Source organism: Streptomyces sp. NPDC094448 (assembly GCF_044763775.1).
In the GTDB taxonomy this organism is placed as follows: domain Bacteria; phylum Actinomycetota; class Actinomycetes; order Streptomycetales; family Streptomycetaceae; genus Streptomyces.
In genome coordinates this window covers 332,141-347,945 of sequence record NZ_JBIWGU010000001.1, presented here as the reverse complement: position 1 = coordinate 347,945, position 15,805 = coordinate 332,141, and the positions used below count along the sequence as shown (strand labels likewise).

Annotated in this window: 14 protein-coding genes; 6 read left to right on the top strand and 8 right to left on the bottom strand. The window is 68.4% G+C overall.

Going from position 1 to position 15,805, the window contains the following annotated elements; all coding sequences use genetic code 11:
• Nucleotides 1-166: 166 nt before the first annotated feature.
• Entirely contained in the window at nt 167-1,693 is a 1,527-nt protein-coding gene (locus tag ACIQ9E_RS01355; RefSeq protein WP_403700124.1) for a tyrosine-type recombinase/integrase, read from the bottom strand.
• A 456-nt stretch (nt 1,694-2,149) separates the two neighbouring features.
• Here ACIQ9E_RS01355 and ACIQ9E_RS01350 point away from each other — a divergent pair, with 456 nt between their 5' ends.
• The 4 genes from ACIQ9E_RS01350 to ACIQ9E_RS01335 all read left to right on the top strand — a co-directional run bounded on the left by ACIQ9E_RS01350 (nt 2,150) and on the right by ACIQ9E_RS01335 (nt 6,899).
• Nucleotides 2,150-3,202, top strand: a complete 1,053-nt coding sequence (locus ACIQ9E_RS01350; protein ID WP_403700121.1) for a hypothetical protein — start codon at nt 2,150-2,152, stop codon at nt 3,200-3,202.
• 533 nt (nt 3,203-3,735) lie between these two features.
• Nucleotides 3,736-4,188, top strand: coding sequence for a MobC family plasmid mobilization relaxosome protein (locus tag ACIQ9E_RS01345; protein WP_403700118.1), 453 nt, complete (start codon nt 3,736-3,738; stop codon nt 4,186-4,188).
• Nucleotides 4,185-5,900, top strand: coding sequence for a relaxase/mobilization nuclease domain-containing protein (locus ACIQ9E_RS01340; RefSeq protein WP_403700115.1), 1,716 nt, complete (start codon nt 4,185-4,187; stop codon nt 5,898-5,900). The genes ACIQ9E_RS01345 and ACIQ9E_RS01340 overlap by 4 nt, the downstream gene beginning before the upstream one ends.
• A 141-nt stretch (nt 5,901-6,041) precedes the next feature.
• Entirely contained in the window at nt 6,042-6,899 is an 858-nt protein-coding gene (locus ACIQ9E_RS01335; RefSeq protein ID WP_403700113.1) for a hypothetical protein, read from the top strand.
• Here ACIQ9E_RS01335 and ACIQ9E_RS01330 read toward each other — a convergent pair.
• From ACIQ9E_RS01330 to ACIQ9E_RS01310, 5 genes are all read right to left on the bottom strand, one after another.
• Nucleotides 6,887-7,744 (bottom strand): aldo/keto reductase, encoded by an 858-nt coding sequence (locus ACIQ9E_RS01330; protein WP_403700111.1) that lies wholly within the window; start codon nt 7,742-7,744, stop codon nt 6,887-6,889. The genes ACIQ9E_RS01335 and ACIQ9E_RS01330 overlap by 13 nt on opposite strands.
• Nucleotides 7,678-8,874, bottom strand: a complete 1,197-nt coding sequence (locus ACIQ9E_RS01325; protein ID WP_403700108.1) for a JmjC domain-containing protein — start codon at nt 8,872-8,874, stop codon at nt 7,678-7,680. Before ACIQ9E_RS01325 ends, ACIQ9E_RS01330 begins: the two co-directional genes overlap by 67 nt.
• A gap of 76 nt (nt 8,875-8,950) precedes the next feature.
• A complete protein-coding gene (locus tag ACIQ9E_RS01320; protein ID WP_153480196.1) occupies nt 8,951-9,118 on the bottom strand; it encodes a hypothetical protein in 168 nt (55 codons plus the stop codon).
• Between the two features lie 136 nt (nt 9,119-9,254).
• The gene (locus ACIQ9E_RS01315; protein ID WP_403700105.1) at nt 9,255-9,557 is read right to left on the bottom strand and encodes a hypothetical protein; all 303 of its coding nucleotides are present in this window, start codon (nt 9,555-9,557) and stop codon (nt 9,255-9,257) included.
• Nucleotides 9,557-9,997: an ATP-binding protein gene (locus ACIQ9E_RS01310; protein ID WP_403700103.1), complete on the bottom strand. Its 441-nt coding sequence runs from the start codon at nt 9,995-9,997 to the stop codon at nt 9,557-9,559. The genes ACIQ9E_RS01315 and ACIQ9E_RS01310 overlap by 1 nt, the downstream gene beginning before the upstream one ends.
• A gap of 202 nt (nt 9,998-10,199) precedes the next feature.
• Between ACIQ9E_RS01310 and ACIQ9E_RS01305 the strand changes: the two genes are divergently transcribed.
• Together ACIQ9E_RS01305 and ACIQ9E_RS01300 are read left to right on the top strand one after the other, a co-directional pair.
• The gene (locus ACIQ9E_RS01305; protein ID WP_403700100.1) at nt 10,200-11,588 is read left to right on the top strand and encodes a transcriptional regulator; all 1,389 of its coding nucleotides are present in this window, start codon (nt 10,200-10,202) and stop codon (nt 11,586-11,588) included.
• Between the two features lie 61 nt (nt 11,589-11,649).
• A complete protein-coding gene (locus ACIQ9E_RS01300) occupies nt 11,650-12,822 on the top strand; it encodes a serine hydrolase domain-containing protein (protein ID WP_403700097.1) in 1,173 nt (390 codons plus the stop codon).
• Nucleotides 12,823-12,893: 71 nt separating this feature from the next.
• Here ACIQ9E_RS01300 and ACIQ9E_RS01295 read toward each other — a convergent pair whose 3' ends face one another.
• Together ACIQ9E_RS01295 and ACIQ9E_RS01290 are read right to left on the bottom strand one after the other, a co-directional pair.
• Nucleotides 12,894-13,373 (bottom strand): ASCH domain-containing protein, encoded by a 480-nt coding sequence (locus ACIQ9E_RS01295; RefSeq protein ID WP_403700094.1) that lies wholly within the window; start codon nt 13,371-13,373, stop codon nt 12,894-12,896.
• On the bottom strand, nt 13,370-15,427 hold the full coding sequence (locus ACIQ9E_RS01290) for a GNAT family N-acetyltransferase (RefSeq protein ID WP_403700091.1): 2,058 nt from the start codon (nt 15,425-15,427) through the stop codon (nt 13,370-13,372). The genes ACIQ9E_RS01295 and ACIQ9E_RS01290 overlap by 4 nt, the downstream gene beginning before the upstream one ends.
• Nucleotides 15,428-15,805 lie beyond the last annotated feature (378 nt).

Below are 15,805 nucleotides of genomic sequence, written 5' to 3'. Positions count from 1 at the left end.
CGCCGAGGCCTACTCATCAGGCACTCAACCTGAACAAGTGAAGGCGCCGGAACAGAGCAAGCGCCTTCTAAGCGCTTGGCCGCAGGTTCGAGTCCTGCCGGGGGCGCTCTTCCCTTTGTGCCGCAGCCCTCCCGTCCGGGAGGGCCTTTTTGCTGTTCAGGGGCTTTTAGCTGGTACGCCGGGAGGGGCCAGCGAGGCCCCCGGGGCCTCCTGGCGACACGGGTGGGAGTCCGGCTGTGGGCGGCTTGGGACGGCTCCTGGCGGCTGTTCTTCCCGAAAACTTCCCCAAGTTTTGATGATGATCCCTCTGCACGAGCCCGGTCCCGGGAAGCTGCTGCGGACCTTCGATGCGCTGCTGGAGTTCGGCGAGCTGGCCGGTGACGCAGCGGGCGTACGTGGCGAGCAGTACGGGCACGCTGTTGCCGGCCCAAGCGGCAACCTGGGCGGGTGGAACGCCGTTGTTCAGCCAGGTGGTCAGGCAGGTGTGGCTCAGGTCGTAGACGCGCTTCCCGGTCGGTGATTCGTACACGTGCGGCGGCAGCACGGCCCGGCGAGCCTTGTTCCAGGCACGGCGGAAGACGGACCCGGCGAGCAGTCCACCTTTCTCCCCGGGAAAAAGGAGGTCTCCGGGCTGGAGGCGGTCCGTCGTGATCAGGTCGCGGAGGATGGCGACGAGTGCCGGGGGGACGGGGACGGGGCGGGTGTCGCCCTCGGCGCGGCCCTTGAGGTGACGGGTCTCGTGGACCCGGCCGTCGTCGGTCCAGTGGCTGCCCACCTCTGGCTCGGCGGTGTGGACGAGCAGTTCGCCCCAGCCCTCGGCGGGCAGGGTGGCCGATGCGACACGGAGGGCGACGGCCTCCTCAGGCCGCAGCCCCGCGTAGTACAGCGTGGCGAAGAAGCCGTGGAGCCGATGACCGGTGCGGGGGCGGCCGGCGATCCAGCTGAGGAGAGCGGCCACCTGGGCGGGGTTGAGCAGGGACCGCTTGTCGACGGCGTCGGCGGCCTTCGGGGCGACGTCGTCCTCCTTGCCCTTGGGCAGCGGGTTGACGGTAAGGATCTGCTGCCGGACGGCGTACTTCAGGGCCACGTTGAGGATACGCCGCTCGCGCTTGACCGAGCTGGCGGCAGCGCGGATGCCGTCGAGGAGGGCGTTGAACGCGTCCAGGACGGCGGCGACGCGTTTGCCGTCCTCCCAGGCACTCATCGAGAGGGAGTTGCGAGCGATCCAGGCCAGGACGGCGCGGGCCTCGGACGGGGCCTCGTCACGCCGGAGCTTGTTGAAGGCGTACTCACGCAACGCCCGGCGTGCCTCGACCGGGTCGAAGCGGTCCGGGAGGTCGGTGCGGAGCAGAGCGAGGGTGACCTTGGTGAGGGCCTTGGCGGTGTTCTTGCGGTTGTTGGCGGAGATCCGCGGCCACTTCATGTCGACGTACTGGAGGGCGAACTCGTACCAGGTGGCCCCGGCGGCGGGTGGGGTGTGCGATGCGGGCAGACCGGTACCCGTATCGAAGGGTTCTCCGTTGTTCGCGGCGACGCGATGGGTGGCACGGAAGGACTCGGCGAGCGCGTTCGTCGTAAAGCTCTGTCCGTGGCGGTTGCCGTTGACGGACCATCGGACGGTGTAGCTGGTCCTGCGCTTTCCCCGGTAGATCTCGGTGGCGTAGAAGCGGACTTTGAAGGACCGGTTGATCACGCACGGTCCTCACGGTCGGTCAGCCAGTTCTCGTAGTCGCGGCGCAGAAATCGTCGACGGTCAGCTTGTCGGGGAGACGGCGGGCGGGAAGCGGCAAGTGGTTCCTCGGGTACGGGAGCAGCGATCACCGCACTGATCTGCGGTTACTCCACCAACGGTAGGAACGATCCCCGGTTTGGCGAACCGGGGAACCGCTGCTATAAACCCATCCTCACCACTCCCCAAATGCCTTGCGGGCCGGATGATTTCGGCAACCGGGGATCGTGCCCTACCGTTTCGACAACCCCCCGACACGCCATCGAACCCCCTGCTGTTCTGCCGTTGGAGATAGGGCCGAACAGGGCTGGACTTTCCCCGGTCGGGTGTGGCTGTGTTGTCGTCCCTCTCTTATCGACCTCCCTTCCCGTGTGACGAGCAACGGTGGGCTGTGCCCGCCGGGTGAGGACTGTTTCCGCCTTGTCCCGTATACGCACCATCAAGCCCGAAGCGTTCGAGTCTGAGGACCTCGCCGCCGTGAGCGTGACCGCCGTGCTCACGTTCATCGGTCTACTCACCCAGGCCGACGACTCCGGCCGCTTCCGGGACAGCGCGGCGATCATCGCCGGACGGCTGTGGGCCCTACGGCCGGAGCACACGGCCACCGATGTGGAAGAGGACCTGCGGCAACTCGCCGAGACCGGGCTGATCTGCCGGTACACCGGCTGCGACGGACGCACCTGGCTGCACATCGCCACCTGGGACCGGCACCAGAAGATCAACCGCCCGTCCGAGTCGCGTCTCCCCCGCTGCCCGGCCCACCAGCCCGCGCAGCACTGCGGACGGTGCCGATCACCGCGGTGCCCCACTGCCGGCACCGGCTCGGCGCCGCACGCGACCGGCGATTCAGTGAGCCCTCATGGAGAACTCACACGGCCGGTTTCGCCCGACTTCGCCCCCGAGCCGGACCGCGCCGAGACACCCGTACGATCCACACCCCATCCGGAGGAGAAGCCCGACGCCGCAGCAGACCCCGAGGCCGCACCGATGGAAGAAACAGCAGGTCAGCGGAGTTTCCGTGAGGCTTCACGGTCGGCTGACGGAGCCCTCGGTGAGGGCTCACTGCCTGGATCTAGGATCTTGGATCCTGGATCTGTACCTATGGGGCGCCCCGCACCCGCACCCGCACCCGCACCCGCACCCGCCATCCCATCTGCCACGGACCTGGTCGCCGAGTACGCGGCCGACTGCACCCGCCGACCGCCCCGCGACGTGCTCGGGCAGCTGACGAAGCAGGTGAGCGGCTTGCTGAACGAGGGCTTCGAACCGACGGTGCTCCGGCAGGCCATGGACCGGCTGCGGGCGAAGAGCCTCCACCCCCGTACCCTGCCGAGCCTGGTGAACGAGATCGTCAACGCCCCGACGAAGACGGGATCGGGTGCGGCGTCCGGTCCCGGGGCCCACACTCCGTACTTCAACCAGGATCCGCCCATGGGCGCCTTCGGAATCCCCCTGGAGCGGCTCTCGGACTGACCGCTGCCGTCCCGCCTACCTTGGTCCGCGACCACGACCGGTCCGGTCCAGAACTGGTCCGCAGGTTGGTCCGGTCCATGCCCCGGACCAGACGCGTACGGCGGCACTTCTGGTCCGCACGGACCGGATCGGTCTGCGGACCAGGCTTTCCGCAGGTCAACGCGGGTCTCACCCGGTAGCGGAAGTCCGCCCGACCACTGCGGACCGCGGTTTGCGGGCCACGAACCAGCGGACCAACCCGCTGGTCCGCGACCATCCCTCCACCGGCCGACAGCTGTGGTCCCGGACCAACGCCGCCCCACCTACCAACTCTTCTTGCCCTCACCTCTGTCGACGACCCGAACGGAACAGACCTCTTGCCCGACGAGCACAGCAGACGACCCTCCCTCCAGACACGAACGACCGCTGCCCCCGCCCCGGGCGGAGCAAGGTATGGCGTTGGACCGTCCACAGGCCGGACCGACGCGGAAGCCTCCGCCCCGGGAGTGGCGGAGGCGGGCCCTCGGCGCGAGGGCGCGCCGAGGACGGGGGTCGTGCGTGCCGCTGACGAGGCCGCCCTGCGCCGCATTGCACGACGACGGGGCCGCAAAGAGGTCCGGCGCAAGGAACGCGTCGATGTCCGCTACAGCGCCGAGGAGAAAGCCCGGATCGTCGGCAAGGCTCGCGAACTGGAGATAGCCAGCGCGCACTTCGTCGGTGCCGTGGTCATGGCCTACCTCGACGGAGAACTCGCCAGCGGCCTGCCCGGGCAGCGCACCAGCCTCGACGACCGCCTCGACCGGCTCGACGCCCTGCGTACCGAGGTGGCCCGTATCGGAAACAACGTCAACCAGATCGCCCGCCGGCTGAACACCGGAGGCGTTCCCCACCCTGGGGACACCGCCCTCCTCGACCGCGCCCAGCAGACCCTCGGCACTGTGCGCGCCACTATCGCCAAGGTCGCCGGGGTCATGAACGAGACCGTCTCCGCGAAGGCGGCCGAATGATCGCGAGGGTCGGCAGCGGGAAGAGCACCGCTGGTCTCATCCGGTACCTGTTCGACACGAAGGAGGCCAAGGACCACACCGACCCGCACCTGGTCGCCTCCTGGGACGGCTTCGCCCCGGACCCCGGCCGGGCCGATGACTTCGACGCCGCCAAGAAGCTCCTCGTCGCCGACCTGGACCTGCGGGTCAAGCAGGCCAGACGGCTCGGCCGGGGACCCAAGCAGCATGTGTGGCACTGCTCGATCCGGGCCGCACCTGAGGATCGGATTCTCAGTGACGACGAGTGGGCGGACATCGCCCGGCGAATCGTCGCGGCCACCGGCATCGCCCCCGAGGGAGACCCGGACGGATGCCGGTGGGTGGCTGTGCGCCACGCCCCCGACCACATCCACATCGCCGCCACCAAAGTCCGGAGCGACCTGAGCCCCGCCCGCAACTGGCACGACTACCTCAATGCCGACCGCGAGCTCGCCTCCATCGAGAAGGAGTACGGCCTCCGGCAGCTCGTCCGCGGAGACCGCACCGCCGCCCAGCGCCCCACCCGCGCCGAGAAGGAGAAGGCACTGCGGACCGGTCGGCGGACGACCACCCGCGAGCACCTGCGTACCACCGTCCGTACCGTGGTCGCCGCCTCCACCAGTCCAGAGGAGTTCATCCGCGTACTGACCGGGGTGGAGGGCGTCCTCGTCGATGTCCAGCGCTTCCCGTCCGGCGACATACGCGGCTACAAGATCGCACTCAGCGGCGACACCAACGCTCAGGGCGAGCCCATCTGGTTCTCCGGCTCCAAGCTCGCCCCCGACCTCTCCTACCCCCAGATCCGCCAACGCCTCGACGCCACCGAAGCACTGCCGACCGACCCGACCGGAACCCGCCGAAGGCCCGACCCCTGGCACCAGGCCACCGCCGCGACCGAACGCATACCCCGCCACCTCGACCAGGCCGACGACGAAGCCGCCCAGGCCCACATCGCCGCCTTCGGAGAAGCACTCGACGCCCTGCCGCTGGTCGCCCCCGACGACCTCCGTCCCCAGCTCCGTCAAGCCGCCACGGCCTTCGAACGAGCAACCCGCTCCCGGGTCCGGGCCCGGCACGACCAGGCCCGAGCCCTGCGCGGAGCCATCCGCGCCCTGCGAACCGCACCAGCTAGCGGTGACAGCAGCGGACTGGCGATGTTCCTCGACATGGCTCTCCTGGCCGTCATCGCCACCATCCGCTGGCACCGGCTCCGCCACCACGACCAGCAAGTCGCAGCCGCCCAACAGACCCTGCTTCATCTCCGAGCCGCCTACGCTCAAGCAGCCACCGCGCCCCTGGCCGCCCTCACCGACCGCAGGCCACCGACGGACAAGGCCGCATGGCTGGCCCAGCACATCCGAACGGTCATCCCCGATCACGGGGAGACGGTCCTCACCGACCCCGCCTGGCCCGCCCTGGCCACAGCGCTCTCGGAGGCCGAAACCGAAGGGCATGACCCACGACGACTCCTCCAGGTCGCGACCCACCAGCGCACCCTGGATGACGCCGTTTCCCCTGCGGAGGTCCTCACCTGGCGGATCCGCCGTCTCGCCCACCGGCCACCGCCAAGCGCCCGCGCCCTCGCAGCTCAGGCACGCTCGACCAGGGCTGCAAGGCCGATGGTCGTGTACCAGAACGAGCCCGTCGCCGCGACGCCGTTGAGTCCGACGCCACGGCCCAGTCCACGCCGATAGCCCAACCGCTGACGGCCTCCTTCGCTGCGTCCGAAGGAGGCCGTCGCTGTACCCGGGGCACGCCGTAGGCATCAGGTAACCGCTCGCCCCTCTTGGCTCAGATGCCCCCGTGGCACCGCGGCCCGCTGCTACGGTCCCCGCATGACGCACTCGGTCTCCGCTGTCCGCTCTGTCGACCTCCGAGTCGAGCCGGTCGACAAGGTTCTTGACCGCGTCGAGCGGTCCCTTCAGACCCGACTGGACCCCAGCACGGTGGTACGCAAACGCCGATCCGTCGGCGCACGGACCGACCGCGACACCTGGGTACGGGTGGAACGTCGGCCGCTCGACAGAATCACCGACCAGGGATGGAACGGTACGGAGAGCGCAGCGCGCCTTGAGGGCGTCGCCCAGCCCGCGTGGCGGGGATGTGTGGTCTGGCAGGACGCGGACGAGCCGGTGATGTGGCGTGCCGACGAGTCCGACCTTCTTCCCGGTACGCCGATCGGGACCGCCGTCCTGGCGGAAGAGCCGACGCTGTCGGAGGAGTGGTGGCGGGACTTCGGTTCTTCACTGGACGCGCTCGCACGTAACACGACCAAGCGCGTAGCCACTCCGGACACCGTCACAATCACACAGGAGCTGGTCAGCAGGTCGATCCGGGGCGTGTTCCCCGAGGTGATCGACACGACCGTTGAACAATGGGTTCCGGCCCACGCCGACCTGAACTGGGCCAACATGAGCGCACCCGTCTTCTCCCTCTTCGACTGGGAGGACTGGGGAAACGCCCCTCACGGGCTCGACTCCGCGACGCTCTGGGCCGCCTCGCTCGCCGTCCCCGCTCTGGCCGACCGCGTACGACGCGAGCGGAGGCACGACTTCGAGAGCCGGGACGGCAAGCTGATGACGCTCTTCGTGTGCGCGAAGATCCTTGGACCGGACGCACACCCGGAAGACCCTCGGATCGAACCCGCCCGGCACAGGGCACGGCAGGGCATCGCGGAGCTTCAGGCCGGCTGACCCATCGCCCGCTCCCGGAGGAGGGTGCGGTAATCGTGGATCGTCGGCTCATCGGGCTCGGCGGCCAGGGCGTCGAGCAGTTCGCCCAGATGAGCCGGATCGTCCGTACCCACGGCCATGGTCCCGGCACCCGGGAGGCAGTACGAGGCCCGAAAGGCCGCCTGGACACGGGAGAATCCTTCACCGCCCCGAAGGAAGACCCGGGGGTCGATCCGACCCCATACCGGGTCCCCCGTGCTTCCCCCGAAGGGGCTCATGCCCCACAACCGACTGCGGCCGAGGTCCCAGGCCGCCGCGAGGGCTTCGGCGGCGTCGAGCGTTCTGGTACCGACCAGCAGCCCGGCTCGCGCCATGAGGACCGATGGCTTCGGCGTCGTCGGATCGACCAGGCCAACCAGCGGGGACGGATCCCAGGAGGCCACGCCCCAGGCACCGCACAGCCCCTTCGACACGGCGTCGTCCAGCACCGCGCACGCCTGGGCCAGTACGTCCCGGCCATGGTTGGAGGCGTCACCGAGGGAGTGTTCCGGGTTGTGCAGGAACACCAGGTCGGGCTCCCGTCCGAGATCCCGGGCGGCGTGTTCCACGGCCTCGTACAGCCGCACGGGGTCCAGGGAGTGCTCGGCCCGTTCCCGTCCGGGGAAATAGCCCACCTTCGTGGAGACCGTGAACCTGGGCAGGAGATCGCCGGCTGTCCGCGCCAGGACGGTATGCGAGTGGAAGCCGAGGTAGTTGGTGCTCGTGTCGATCGAGGTGACGCCGAGATCCAGTGCTCCGGTCAGGAGGCGGCGTTCGTGACGAGACCGGTGTAGCCCGAGGACAACTCGGGGGTGAAGACCGCGCACAGCTCCTCCTTCACCAGGATCTCGGCGACCTCCACCGCTTCGGACCCGACGACGGAGACCGCCCGGTCCAGCGGCACGGGCCTCCCGCTCAGCAGCAGCCGCAGCGAGGGCAGGGCCTTGGCCAGGAGGGTCAGCTTCTTCCCCGAGGCCAGGACGTCGACGGTCTCGCCGTTCTCCTCGATACGCGGAGGGAAGTGGGTGGTGCAGACCACGGCGTCGAGTGATCCGAAGACGTCCAGGAAGGGGACCTGCCGGGGAAGCGGCATCGCCTGCTCGTACGCGGCCAGGAAGTCGGCCGGCGAGCGCTCGGCGACCAACTGGGTGGCGACCTCCGTCAGGGCGTGGAACGCCTCTCCGTCACGACGGTCCAGGTCGTGACGGAAGATCTCCTGCTCCCGGCACCAGTCGCCCAGCCAGGCCAGCCAGCTCGCGCCGGTGCGCTTGGTGATCCCGAAGGTGACGTGGAGGCTCTTCCCCGACCCGTGGCCGTTACGGGTTGCCTGGTGCCAGTGACCGCGGGGGATGTGCATCACGTCGCCAGCTTTCAGCACCCCTGACCAGATGATCTCTTCGCTCGGGGTGTCGTTGGGGTCGGCGTCCCGGTACAGGGGCACGGCACGGGAGGTGCCGCGGACCTCCCAGCCCTTCTCGCCCGCCAGCTGGACGATCACCACGTCGTGGTCGTCCCAGTGCAGAGGGAAACCCGACGCCTCGTTCGTCGTCAGATACGCGTTGACCTGGACGCGCTCGTGCGACCACCACTGGAGCGCCCGGCAGGCGACCTCCATCGTCGGATCGAAGACGTTGGCCTGGTCAAGGATCACCGTGGCCCCCTCCCCCAGCAGCCGGCCGAGGCTGTGCATGTTCACCATGGGGATGCTCTGGCCCCGGGGGCTGACGCTGTCCGTGAAGTAGATGGCCGGGTGAACTTCCTTGCTCTCCTGGAAGACCCGGAACTGCGGGCGGTTCATGCTCCGGCGCATGACGATGTCGAGCAGGCGGTTCGGGGTGAGTACGCGCGAAATCAGGCCCGGGTCGCCGATACTTCCGCGTGCGAAGTTTTTGCCGAGTTCGCCCGCGCCGTTCCACCCGAGCGCCGTCTCGATGGCGCTGATCAACCGGTGTTCCATCGTTTCCTCCTCGTGAGATCGGCTGATAGGGAGCGGTGGGGTCCGCGGGGAGAACCACGGACCCCACCGCCGCCCGCTACTCGCTGTCGTGCAGGTTGCCGTCGCCTCCGGGCCACGGCGAGTCGCCGGAGCTACCGGCGTTGTCCGACCGGAGGCTGTCGTACCGGTCGTGGACGGAGGTCAGCTCCTCGACCGCCACCAGGAGGCCGTTCCGGGCCGACGACGGTGTCGTGTTCTCTGCCACCTCGTTGTTCTCCTTCCTCTTGGGTTCCTCCCGCCGGCATTCCGGTGGAGGCTGGGGGCCGCACCCTTGTTGGTGGTGCTGGGTGCGGATGACATAGGGCACGGGTGGCCGGAGGTTCGGAGACCTCGTCACGGCGTCAGCGCGCGGGGCGGGCGTCCCAGCGGATGTTGGCGTCCAGGACCCGCTGATCAAGCTCGTACAGACAGGCCCGGCAGGCGTACAGGGACGCATGCATTCCGCTGGACCGGACCGGGCCGATCCACGTCACCTCGACGTTCTGCCGTCCGCACCACAGCCAGCACTCGCCGTACGGCTGCCACTCGTGGCGGTCCCACAGGGCGTGGGCGGTGGGCTCCCCCGTGCTCGGGTCAATGTCTCGGCGCGTGGGCCGGAAGACGAGGTCCGGGTCGGGAAGAGGCGACGGGCGAAGCGGATACATCAGACGGCCGGGCGAAGCTGGGGCTCACAGGGCGGCCGAGGACCAACCGGTCTCCGCACCGGAAGGGCGACCTCAGCCCAGACCCGCTTGCCGCGCCCGAGCGGCTCCCATCCGGACCGCACCGCAAGGGCGTCCACCAGGGCCAGGCCCCGGCCGCATTCGTTCTCGGTGCCGAAGCTCCCTGTCCGGGGAGCCTCGTGGTTGCCGTCTCTCACGTCGATCAGCAGGCCGCTGGGACGCCCGAGAACGGTGATCGTGACAGGTCCCTCGCCATGAACCACAGCGTTGCTGACCAGTTCAGAGATGATGAGGCGGATCGTCTCGGTCGTCTCTTCGTCCATGAAGCCCCACGCGCGGACCCGCTCCACGACCGAGCGCCGGGCCATGGAGACCTCCTCTTCCCTGCCCATGAGGACGAGACGGGTGGCGAGCGAGGACATGGTGGATGCCTCCACAGAGTTGGAAGGCGACTCCGCCAGGACAGGAACGCGAGCGAAGCCGTCAAACTAATGTCCGTCTAGAGGCGAAGGCGCGAGCCCGGCCCGAGGACGACTGAGGTCCAGTCAACGGCCGGGCCCCTTGGGTGCGGAACGTTTCTGGGGGGTTTCTCCAGGGGACGCCACCCTCGTATGCAGGGGTGGAATGCGTTGCCCGGCCGCCCTGTTGGGATACGACAGGAGTGATGACGTGCCCGGTGAGTCCTTAGCTATCCACCCCTTGACCTTCGTCCGGCAGTCGCGCGGATGGGGGAAGGCCGAGTTCGCCCGCCTCATGCAGACGCGTGGCAAGCTGCTCGGCATCCCCCTGGCGACGAATCGCACGACCGTCTGGAAGTGGGAGCAGGGCCAGGAACCGGATGCGGACGCCCAGCGCGTGCTCAGCGACCTGCTGTCCGTTCCGTACGAACGGGCGCAAGCGGAGGGCTGGCCTCGGTGGCTTCCGGTCTGGGAGGTGACGGGGCTCACCGCGCCGTGGACCGAGGCCGGCACCGTCGAGGCGCTGGCCGATCTCGTGGGGAGTGGACGGTTGGATCGACGGGGCTTTCTCACCATCACCGGCGCCACCCTGACCGGACTGGCGTCGAGCTGGGTCGAGGCACCGTCCGCGTTCGCCTCGGCGATCAACGGAGACCGCGTCACCGACGTGATGGTCACAACGATCGAGCAGCGCGTCAGCACCCTTCGTACCCTCGATGATCAGTTGGGAGGGGCCCGGCTCCTGGAACAGGCCCGAGGCGACCTTTCCCTGGTCACGGGCCTGCTCAGCGGCGGCCGGTACACAGACGACATCCGGGTTCGCCTGTACGCGTTGGCCGCCCGGACCTCACACCTGACCGGTTGGATGGCGTACGACGCAGGACTGCGGTCCGCAGGCCAGCGGTACTACGTCGGCGCGCTGCGCAGCGCCCGTACCGGCGGAGACGACGCCTTCGGCGCCTTCATCCTGGCCGAGATGGGCGTCCACGTCTCCGAAGCCGGACGCACGGCCGAGCGGGTCGACCTGATCTCGACCGGTATCGACAACGCTCCCCGCACCCTGTCACCCTCCGCGCAGTGCTTTCTCTACCTGCACAAGGCCGAGGCGCTGTCACGCGACGGCGATCACCAGAGGGCCGGCACAGCCCTCAACCGCGCCGCTGCCCTCTGGGAGCGCCAGACGGCGGGGGACGCGCCGGACTGGCTCGACTGGTTCGGCGAAGCGCAGGTGAAATCGACAGAGGGCAAGGTGCTGCTCCGCGCGGGGCATGTGGAGCGAGCGACGCGTTCGCTGGTGACCTCTGTCGAGCGGGCGGCGCCCCGGGACAAGGCCGTCCGTTCCAGCCGACTGGCAGAGGCCCGTCTGGCCGGTGGGGACTTGGACGGGGCGCTGGACGCCGCGAACTACGGCGCCGCGCTCCTGGAGGACAAGGTCAGCTCCGTACGGGCACTGGACCGCTTGAAGGAGTTCTCCTCCCAGCTCGAACCCCACAGAGCCGTCCCATCCGTACGGGAATTCCGCGAGCGCCTCCAGGCGGTGCCCGTGGCGGCCTGATCGCCGCTGCTCAGATACTTGCCCCTCGGAGCGAGCGTACGTGAGTGCCAGGATGGGCGGCATGACGGTGATCAACGGTGAGGTCGCGGCAAGGTTCGAACCGGTACGAGAGGAGTTCTCGGCGAACTTCGCCCGGCGCGAGGACATCGGCGCGGCGGTCTGTGTCTACCAGGACGGCCGCCCCGTGGTGGACCTGTGGGCCGGGGTCGCCGATCCGGACACCGGCCGCCCGTGGGAGCGGGACACCCTTCAACTCGTCTACTCGGCGACAAAGGGAGCGACCGCCACGGCGGCGCATCTGCTGGCCCAGCAGGGCGAGCTGGACCTGGATGCCCCAGTGGCCGAGTACTGGCCGGAGTTCGCCGCGAACGGCAAGGCGGAGATCCCGGTGCGCTGGCTACTTTCCCACCAAGCTGGCCTGGTCGCTCTCGACGAGCCGGTGCCGCTGGACGAGGCACTGGCCTGGCACCCCATGACGGCAGCCCTGGCCGCCCAGCACCCGCAGTGGACTCCGGGAACGGCACACGGGTACCACGGCCGGACCTGGGGCTGGCTTGTCGGCGAAGTGATCCGCCGGGTGTCCGGCCGCACGCCGGGCCGCTTCTTCACCGAGGAGATCGCCTCGCCGCTGGGGCTGGACTTCTTCATCGGGCTGCCGCCCGGTGAACGCGACCGGGTCAGCCGCATGGTGTACCGGAAGCCGGACGTCGACCTCACCACCGTGCCCGAGGAGTCGCTCCCCAAAGACCTCCGTGAGCTCGTCGCCGCCTGGCGCGACCCGAACTCGTTCAGCAACAGGGCGTTCGCGGTCACCGACCCGGCGAACATCGACTTCGACTCCCCCGAGGTCCAGGCCGCGGAACTCCCCTCATCCAACGGCATCGGCACCGCGCACGCACTGGCGCGCATGTACGCCGCGCTGATCGGCGAGGTGGACGGGGTCCGCCTACTCACCCCAGAGACACTGGCCGCGGCGATCGAAGAGCAGGCCAGCGGACAGGACCAGGTGATGGTGGTACCCAGCCGGTTCAGCACCGGGTACATGCTCCCCACCACGAATATCCCTATGACCGGGCCGCGTGCCTTCGGCCACACAGGGCGAGGAGGCTCACTTGGCTTCGCCGACCCTGAGCGCGGCATCGGCTTCGGCTACGTCATGAACCACGTCATCGGGGGCCCTGGTGATCTGCGGGCAACGGCGCTGGCTGACGCGGTACGAAGGTCCCTGGCCTGACTCTGCCGCGAAGCGGGGACAGGCAACATGCCGCGAGGGAAGCACGCCCAGCAGCGGGCTGCCAACCGCACCTACGCGGGAGCAGCATCGTTCAATGCTCCGTGGAGCGCCGCGCCCGTGTCGGGGGCGGCAGCAGCAACTCTCCTCAGATCGTCGTCCGTCAAATATCTGTAGCTCTGCGGCGGATGGAAGGAGCCCAACGCACGGAGCGCGGCCAACGGTACCGGGGCTTCGAAGGTGACCGGCTCCTCCAGCGAGAGGCCGCTGGCCCGGGTCGCACCACTCATGTACTCGTCGTACTCGCGTCGACTGATCCCGGCGGTGGTACGACTGGCCGACCAGACCTCACGAGGGGAAGCAACCTGCACAGAAGCGATCCGAGCCATACCGACGATGGCCATCGTGGGCGCGGTCGCGTAGAGAAGCACAGGGGTTCCGGGCGGAGCGGCGACGCGCTGACGGCGGACCTCGACCGTCTTGGTCCCGGCCAGGATCGCCGTGGCGAACCGAGGGTGGACAGACAGCAGCATCGCGCGCTCCGGATCGCTCACGTCTTTCGGTGCCCCTCTTCGTACACGGCTTGGAACAGCGCGTTGTCGATCTTCGAAAGCGACATCACCGAGAACTTTAGCCCCAGCGCAGCAGCCAGCGCGGTCAATCGCGCATGGCTCACCTGCGCGGGAAAGATCTCCGTGTCCGAGAACCTCAAGGCCATGACCTTGCCCACCGGCTTCGCCGCATCCCGCACTTCGGCACGACCATATACGCCCAGGTGTTCGAATCGCGAGAACAGGGTGTCAGGGTCGCCGATGACCACCTCGTCCAGCCGCGAGCAGCCGATCACCATCGAGCCCTGCTGTCCGGCAGTCCCCTCGCTGACATACCAAAGGATCCGGCCAGGAACGCTCTCTCCACGGTGGCCGGGGGACCGGTAGTAGACGTGCTCACGACTGATGCCCAGTACGTCGTCACGCGGCATCAGCATGGCCGGGACATTGAAAAGTTCCGTAGACCATCGGGGTTTCACGGGCGCGATGAAGGAGGGCAGCGCCGTGTCAACGAGCTTGGCTGGCCACCACATTCGCTCGGCCACGCTCACAATCTCGGGCGACGCATGCGCGTCTAGGCGCGGCGCCGTACGCCCAGCGCGTGCCGCGATCTCTTCGGCCAGCACGGAGACAGTCTCGGCCGGTCCGGACAGGTCGACAAGGAGAGCTGTGAAGCCGCCCTCATCCTCCGTAAAGCCGTCGGCGCCCGCCGCCGACATAGCGACAGGGGAAAGGTGCGGATCGGCGATACGAACTGCCTGCGCGCCCCGTTCGCGGCCCACTCGTTTCAGCATGAAGAGCATCTGCCGAGCCAGCGTCTGCTCCAGCGGGTGCCCTGCCGTGCGCAGGAAGGCGACATTCAGCGTGCGGCCGTCCATGGCCCACACACACAAGGCCACGGGATGCCCCTCAGCATCCCGGATGAGTGCCCTGTGCCACAGCACACCATCCGCAGCAAGGGCCTTCAACCGCTCCACGAAGTCGGTACCGCTATCACTGGCACCCTGTTCGAAGAAGGCAACCAGCTCTCCTTCACTTCCGGGCCGGACCTCTTCGGCAGAGAACGCCGTGCCCATGAGGTCCGCCGGACGGTAGACCTGGGCTTGACGGAGTTCATCGACATGGAGGGTCACCATGGCCGGAGAAACGACTTTGACACCCGCTACGCCCCAAGCGACGTCGGCCAGCCGTTCCAACTCTGGGTCACGCGTCACCAACACTTGCAGCCCAGCGCATGACGCCTCCGCCACATAGCGCAGCCGACCAGAGACCTTCTCGTCGATCGTGACCTCTGGTGGCTCCCCGGTCACTGCCGTGATCAACTCCTGCTGACGTGCCGACACCGAACCGGGGTCAGGCGCTGCCTCCCGGAGCCTGGGCAGACCTGCTTGTTGGTGATTGCGCTCCTCTCGGCTCTCGACCTCCCGCACGTCACGGAGGAGCTGCGGCGTGTATGTGAAATCGATCAGATCGGCGAGCCATCCGGCCTCAAGGGCCCGAGACTCCTCAACAGCCCTCGCGGTACCCGCGCCCTGAAGCCCGGAGAAGACGCTGTGGTCAATGGCGACGACCAGCAGGGCGTCGCTCTGCGCCTCGGTGAACAGATCATCATGACCAAGATCGAGCCACCAGGTGTCAAGGGTTTCCCTATCACTACCTCGGCCAAGGCCCTCGCCCTTGGGTACGAAGCCGAGGGCACTCCACACGGAGCTGAGTCCGTAGTCCCGCCGGCACCGGGCTCGGATGCCGAGCCGATGGCGTTGGCGACGACGAAGCTCCGCGATCAAGAGCCCTGCGATCCCGTTCCCTCGACGTTCCTCCGCGACGCACAAGTGCACGAGACGCACGTGCTGACTGCGCTTGGGCAGCCCAAAGAGGGCGTAGCCGACCAGTTCGTCGCCCTCCAACGCGACCAGCAGCCCACCGTCGTCCGCATACTTGCGGTATGCGGGCGGAGTGAGCAGTCCCAGCCGCTTGGTGTACCGATCACCCAAGGCGATTGCGGCGGTCAGTAGCTCTGCCTGCTCCCCCGTCACCGGCAGCACATCGATCGTCATGCTTCCCCTCCACATCCCGGTGCCCGACAAATCACGCCCCTCCCGCGCATACTGCCGAACCGGAACATCACGGGGCCACTGATTGACCAAATCCGACGAGGTCGACTCGAATCGTGACCCACAGCGCGTAGACCCGTCCCAGCCATGCAGGCTACGGACGCCGTCTTCCCGAAATCGACGGGTGTTCTGGTCAACCACCACCCGCTGCGTACAGAAAGCACAGGTCAGGAGCATGGGTACCCACGGGTAAGCAGGCCTCGGCCGCAGGTTCGAGTCCTGCCGGGGACGCTCTTCCTCTTGTGCCGGGACCCTCCCGTCCGGGAGGGCTTTTCGCTGGTCAGGGCACTTAGACATCGTTTCTGATGGTGGGATCGCTCG

Bases quoted from the DNA above. Each gene is read 5' to 3' on its own strand.
- ACIQ9E_RS01315 (WP_403700105.1), bottom strand. From the start codon at position 9,557: ATGTATCCGCTTCGCCCGTCGCCTCTTCCCGACCCGGACCTCGTCTTC.
- ACIQ9E_RS01305 (WP_403700100.1), top strand. From the start codon at position 10,200: ATGCGTTGCCCGGCCGCCCTGTTGGGATACGACAGGAGTGATGACGTG.
- ACIQ9E_RS01300 (WP_403700097.1), top strand. From the start codon at position 11,650: ATGACGGTGATCAACGGTGAGGTCGCGGCAAGGTTCGAACCGGTACGA.
- ACIQ9E_RS01325 (WP_403700108.1), bottom strand. From the start codon at position 8,874: ATGGAACACCGGTTGATCAGCGCCATCGAGACGGCGCTCGGGTGGAAC.
- ACIQ9E_RS01290 (WP_403700091.1), bottom strand. From the start codon at position 15,427: ATGACGATCGATGTGCTGCCGGTGACGGGGGAGCAGGCAGAGCTACTG.
- ACIQ9E_RS01335 (WP_403700113.1), top strand. From the start codon at position 6,042: ATGACGCACTCGGTCTCCGCTGTCCGCTCTGTCGACCTCCGAGTCGAG.
- ACIQ9E_RS01340 (WP_403700115.1), top strand. From the start codon at position 4,185: ATGATCGCGAGGGTCGGCAGCGGGAAGAGCACCGCTGGTCTCATCCGG.
- ACIQ9E_RS01310 (WP_403700103.1), bottom strand. From the start codon at position 9,997: ATGTCCTCGCTCGCCACCCGTCTCGTCCTCATGGGCAGGGAAGAGGAG.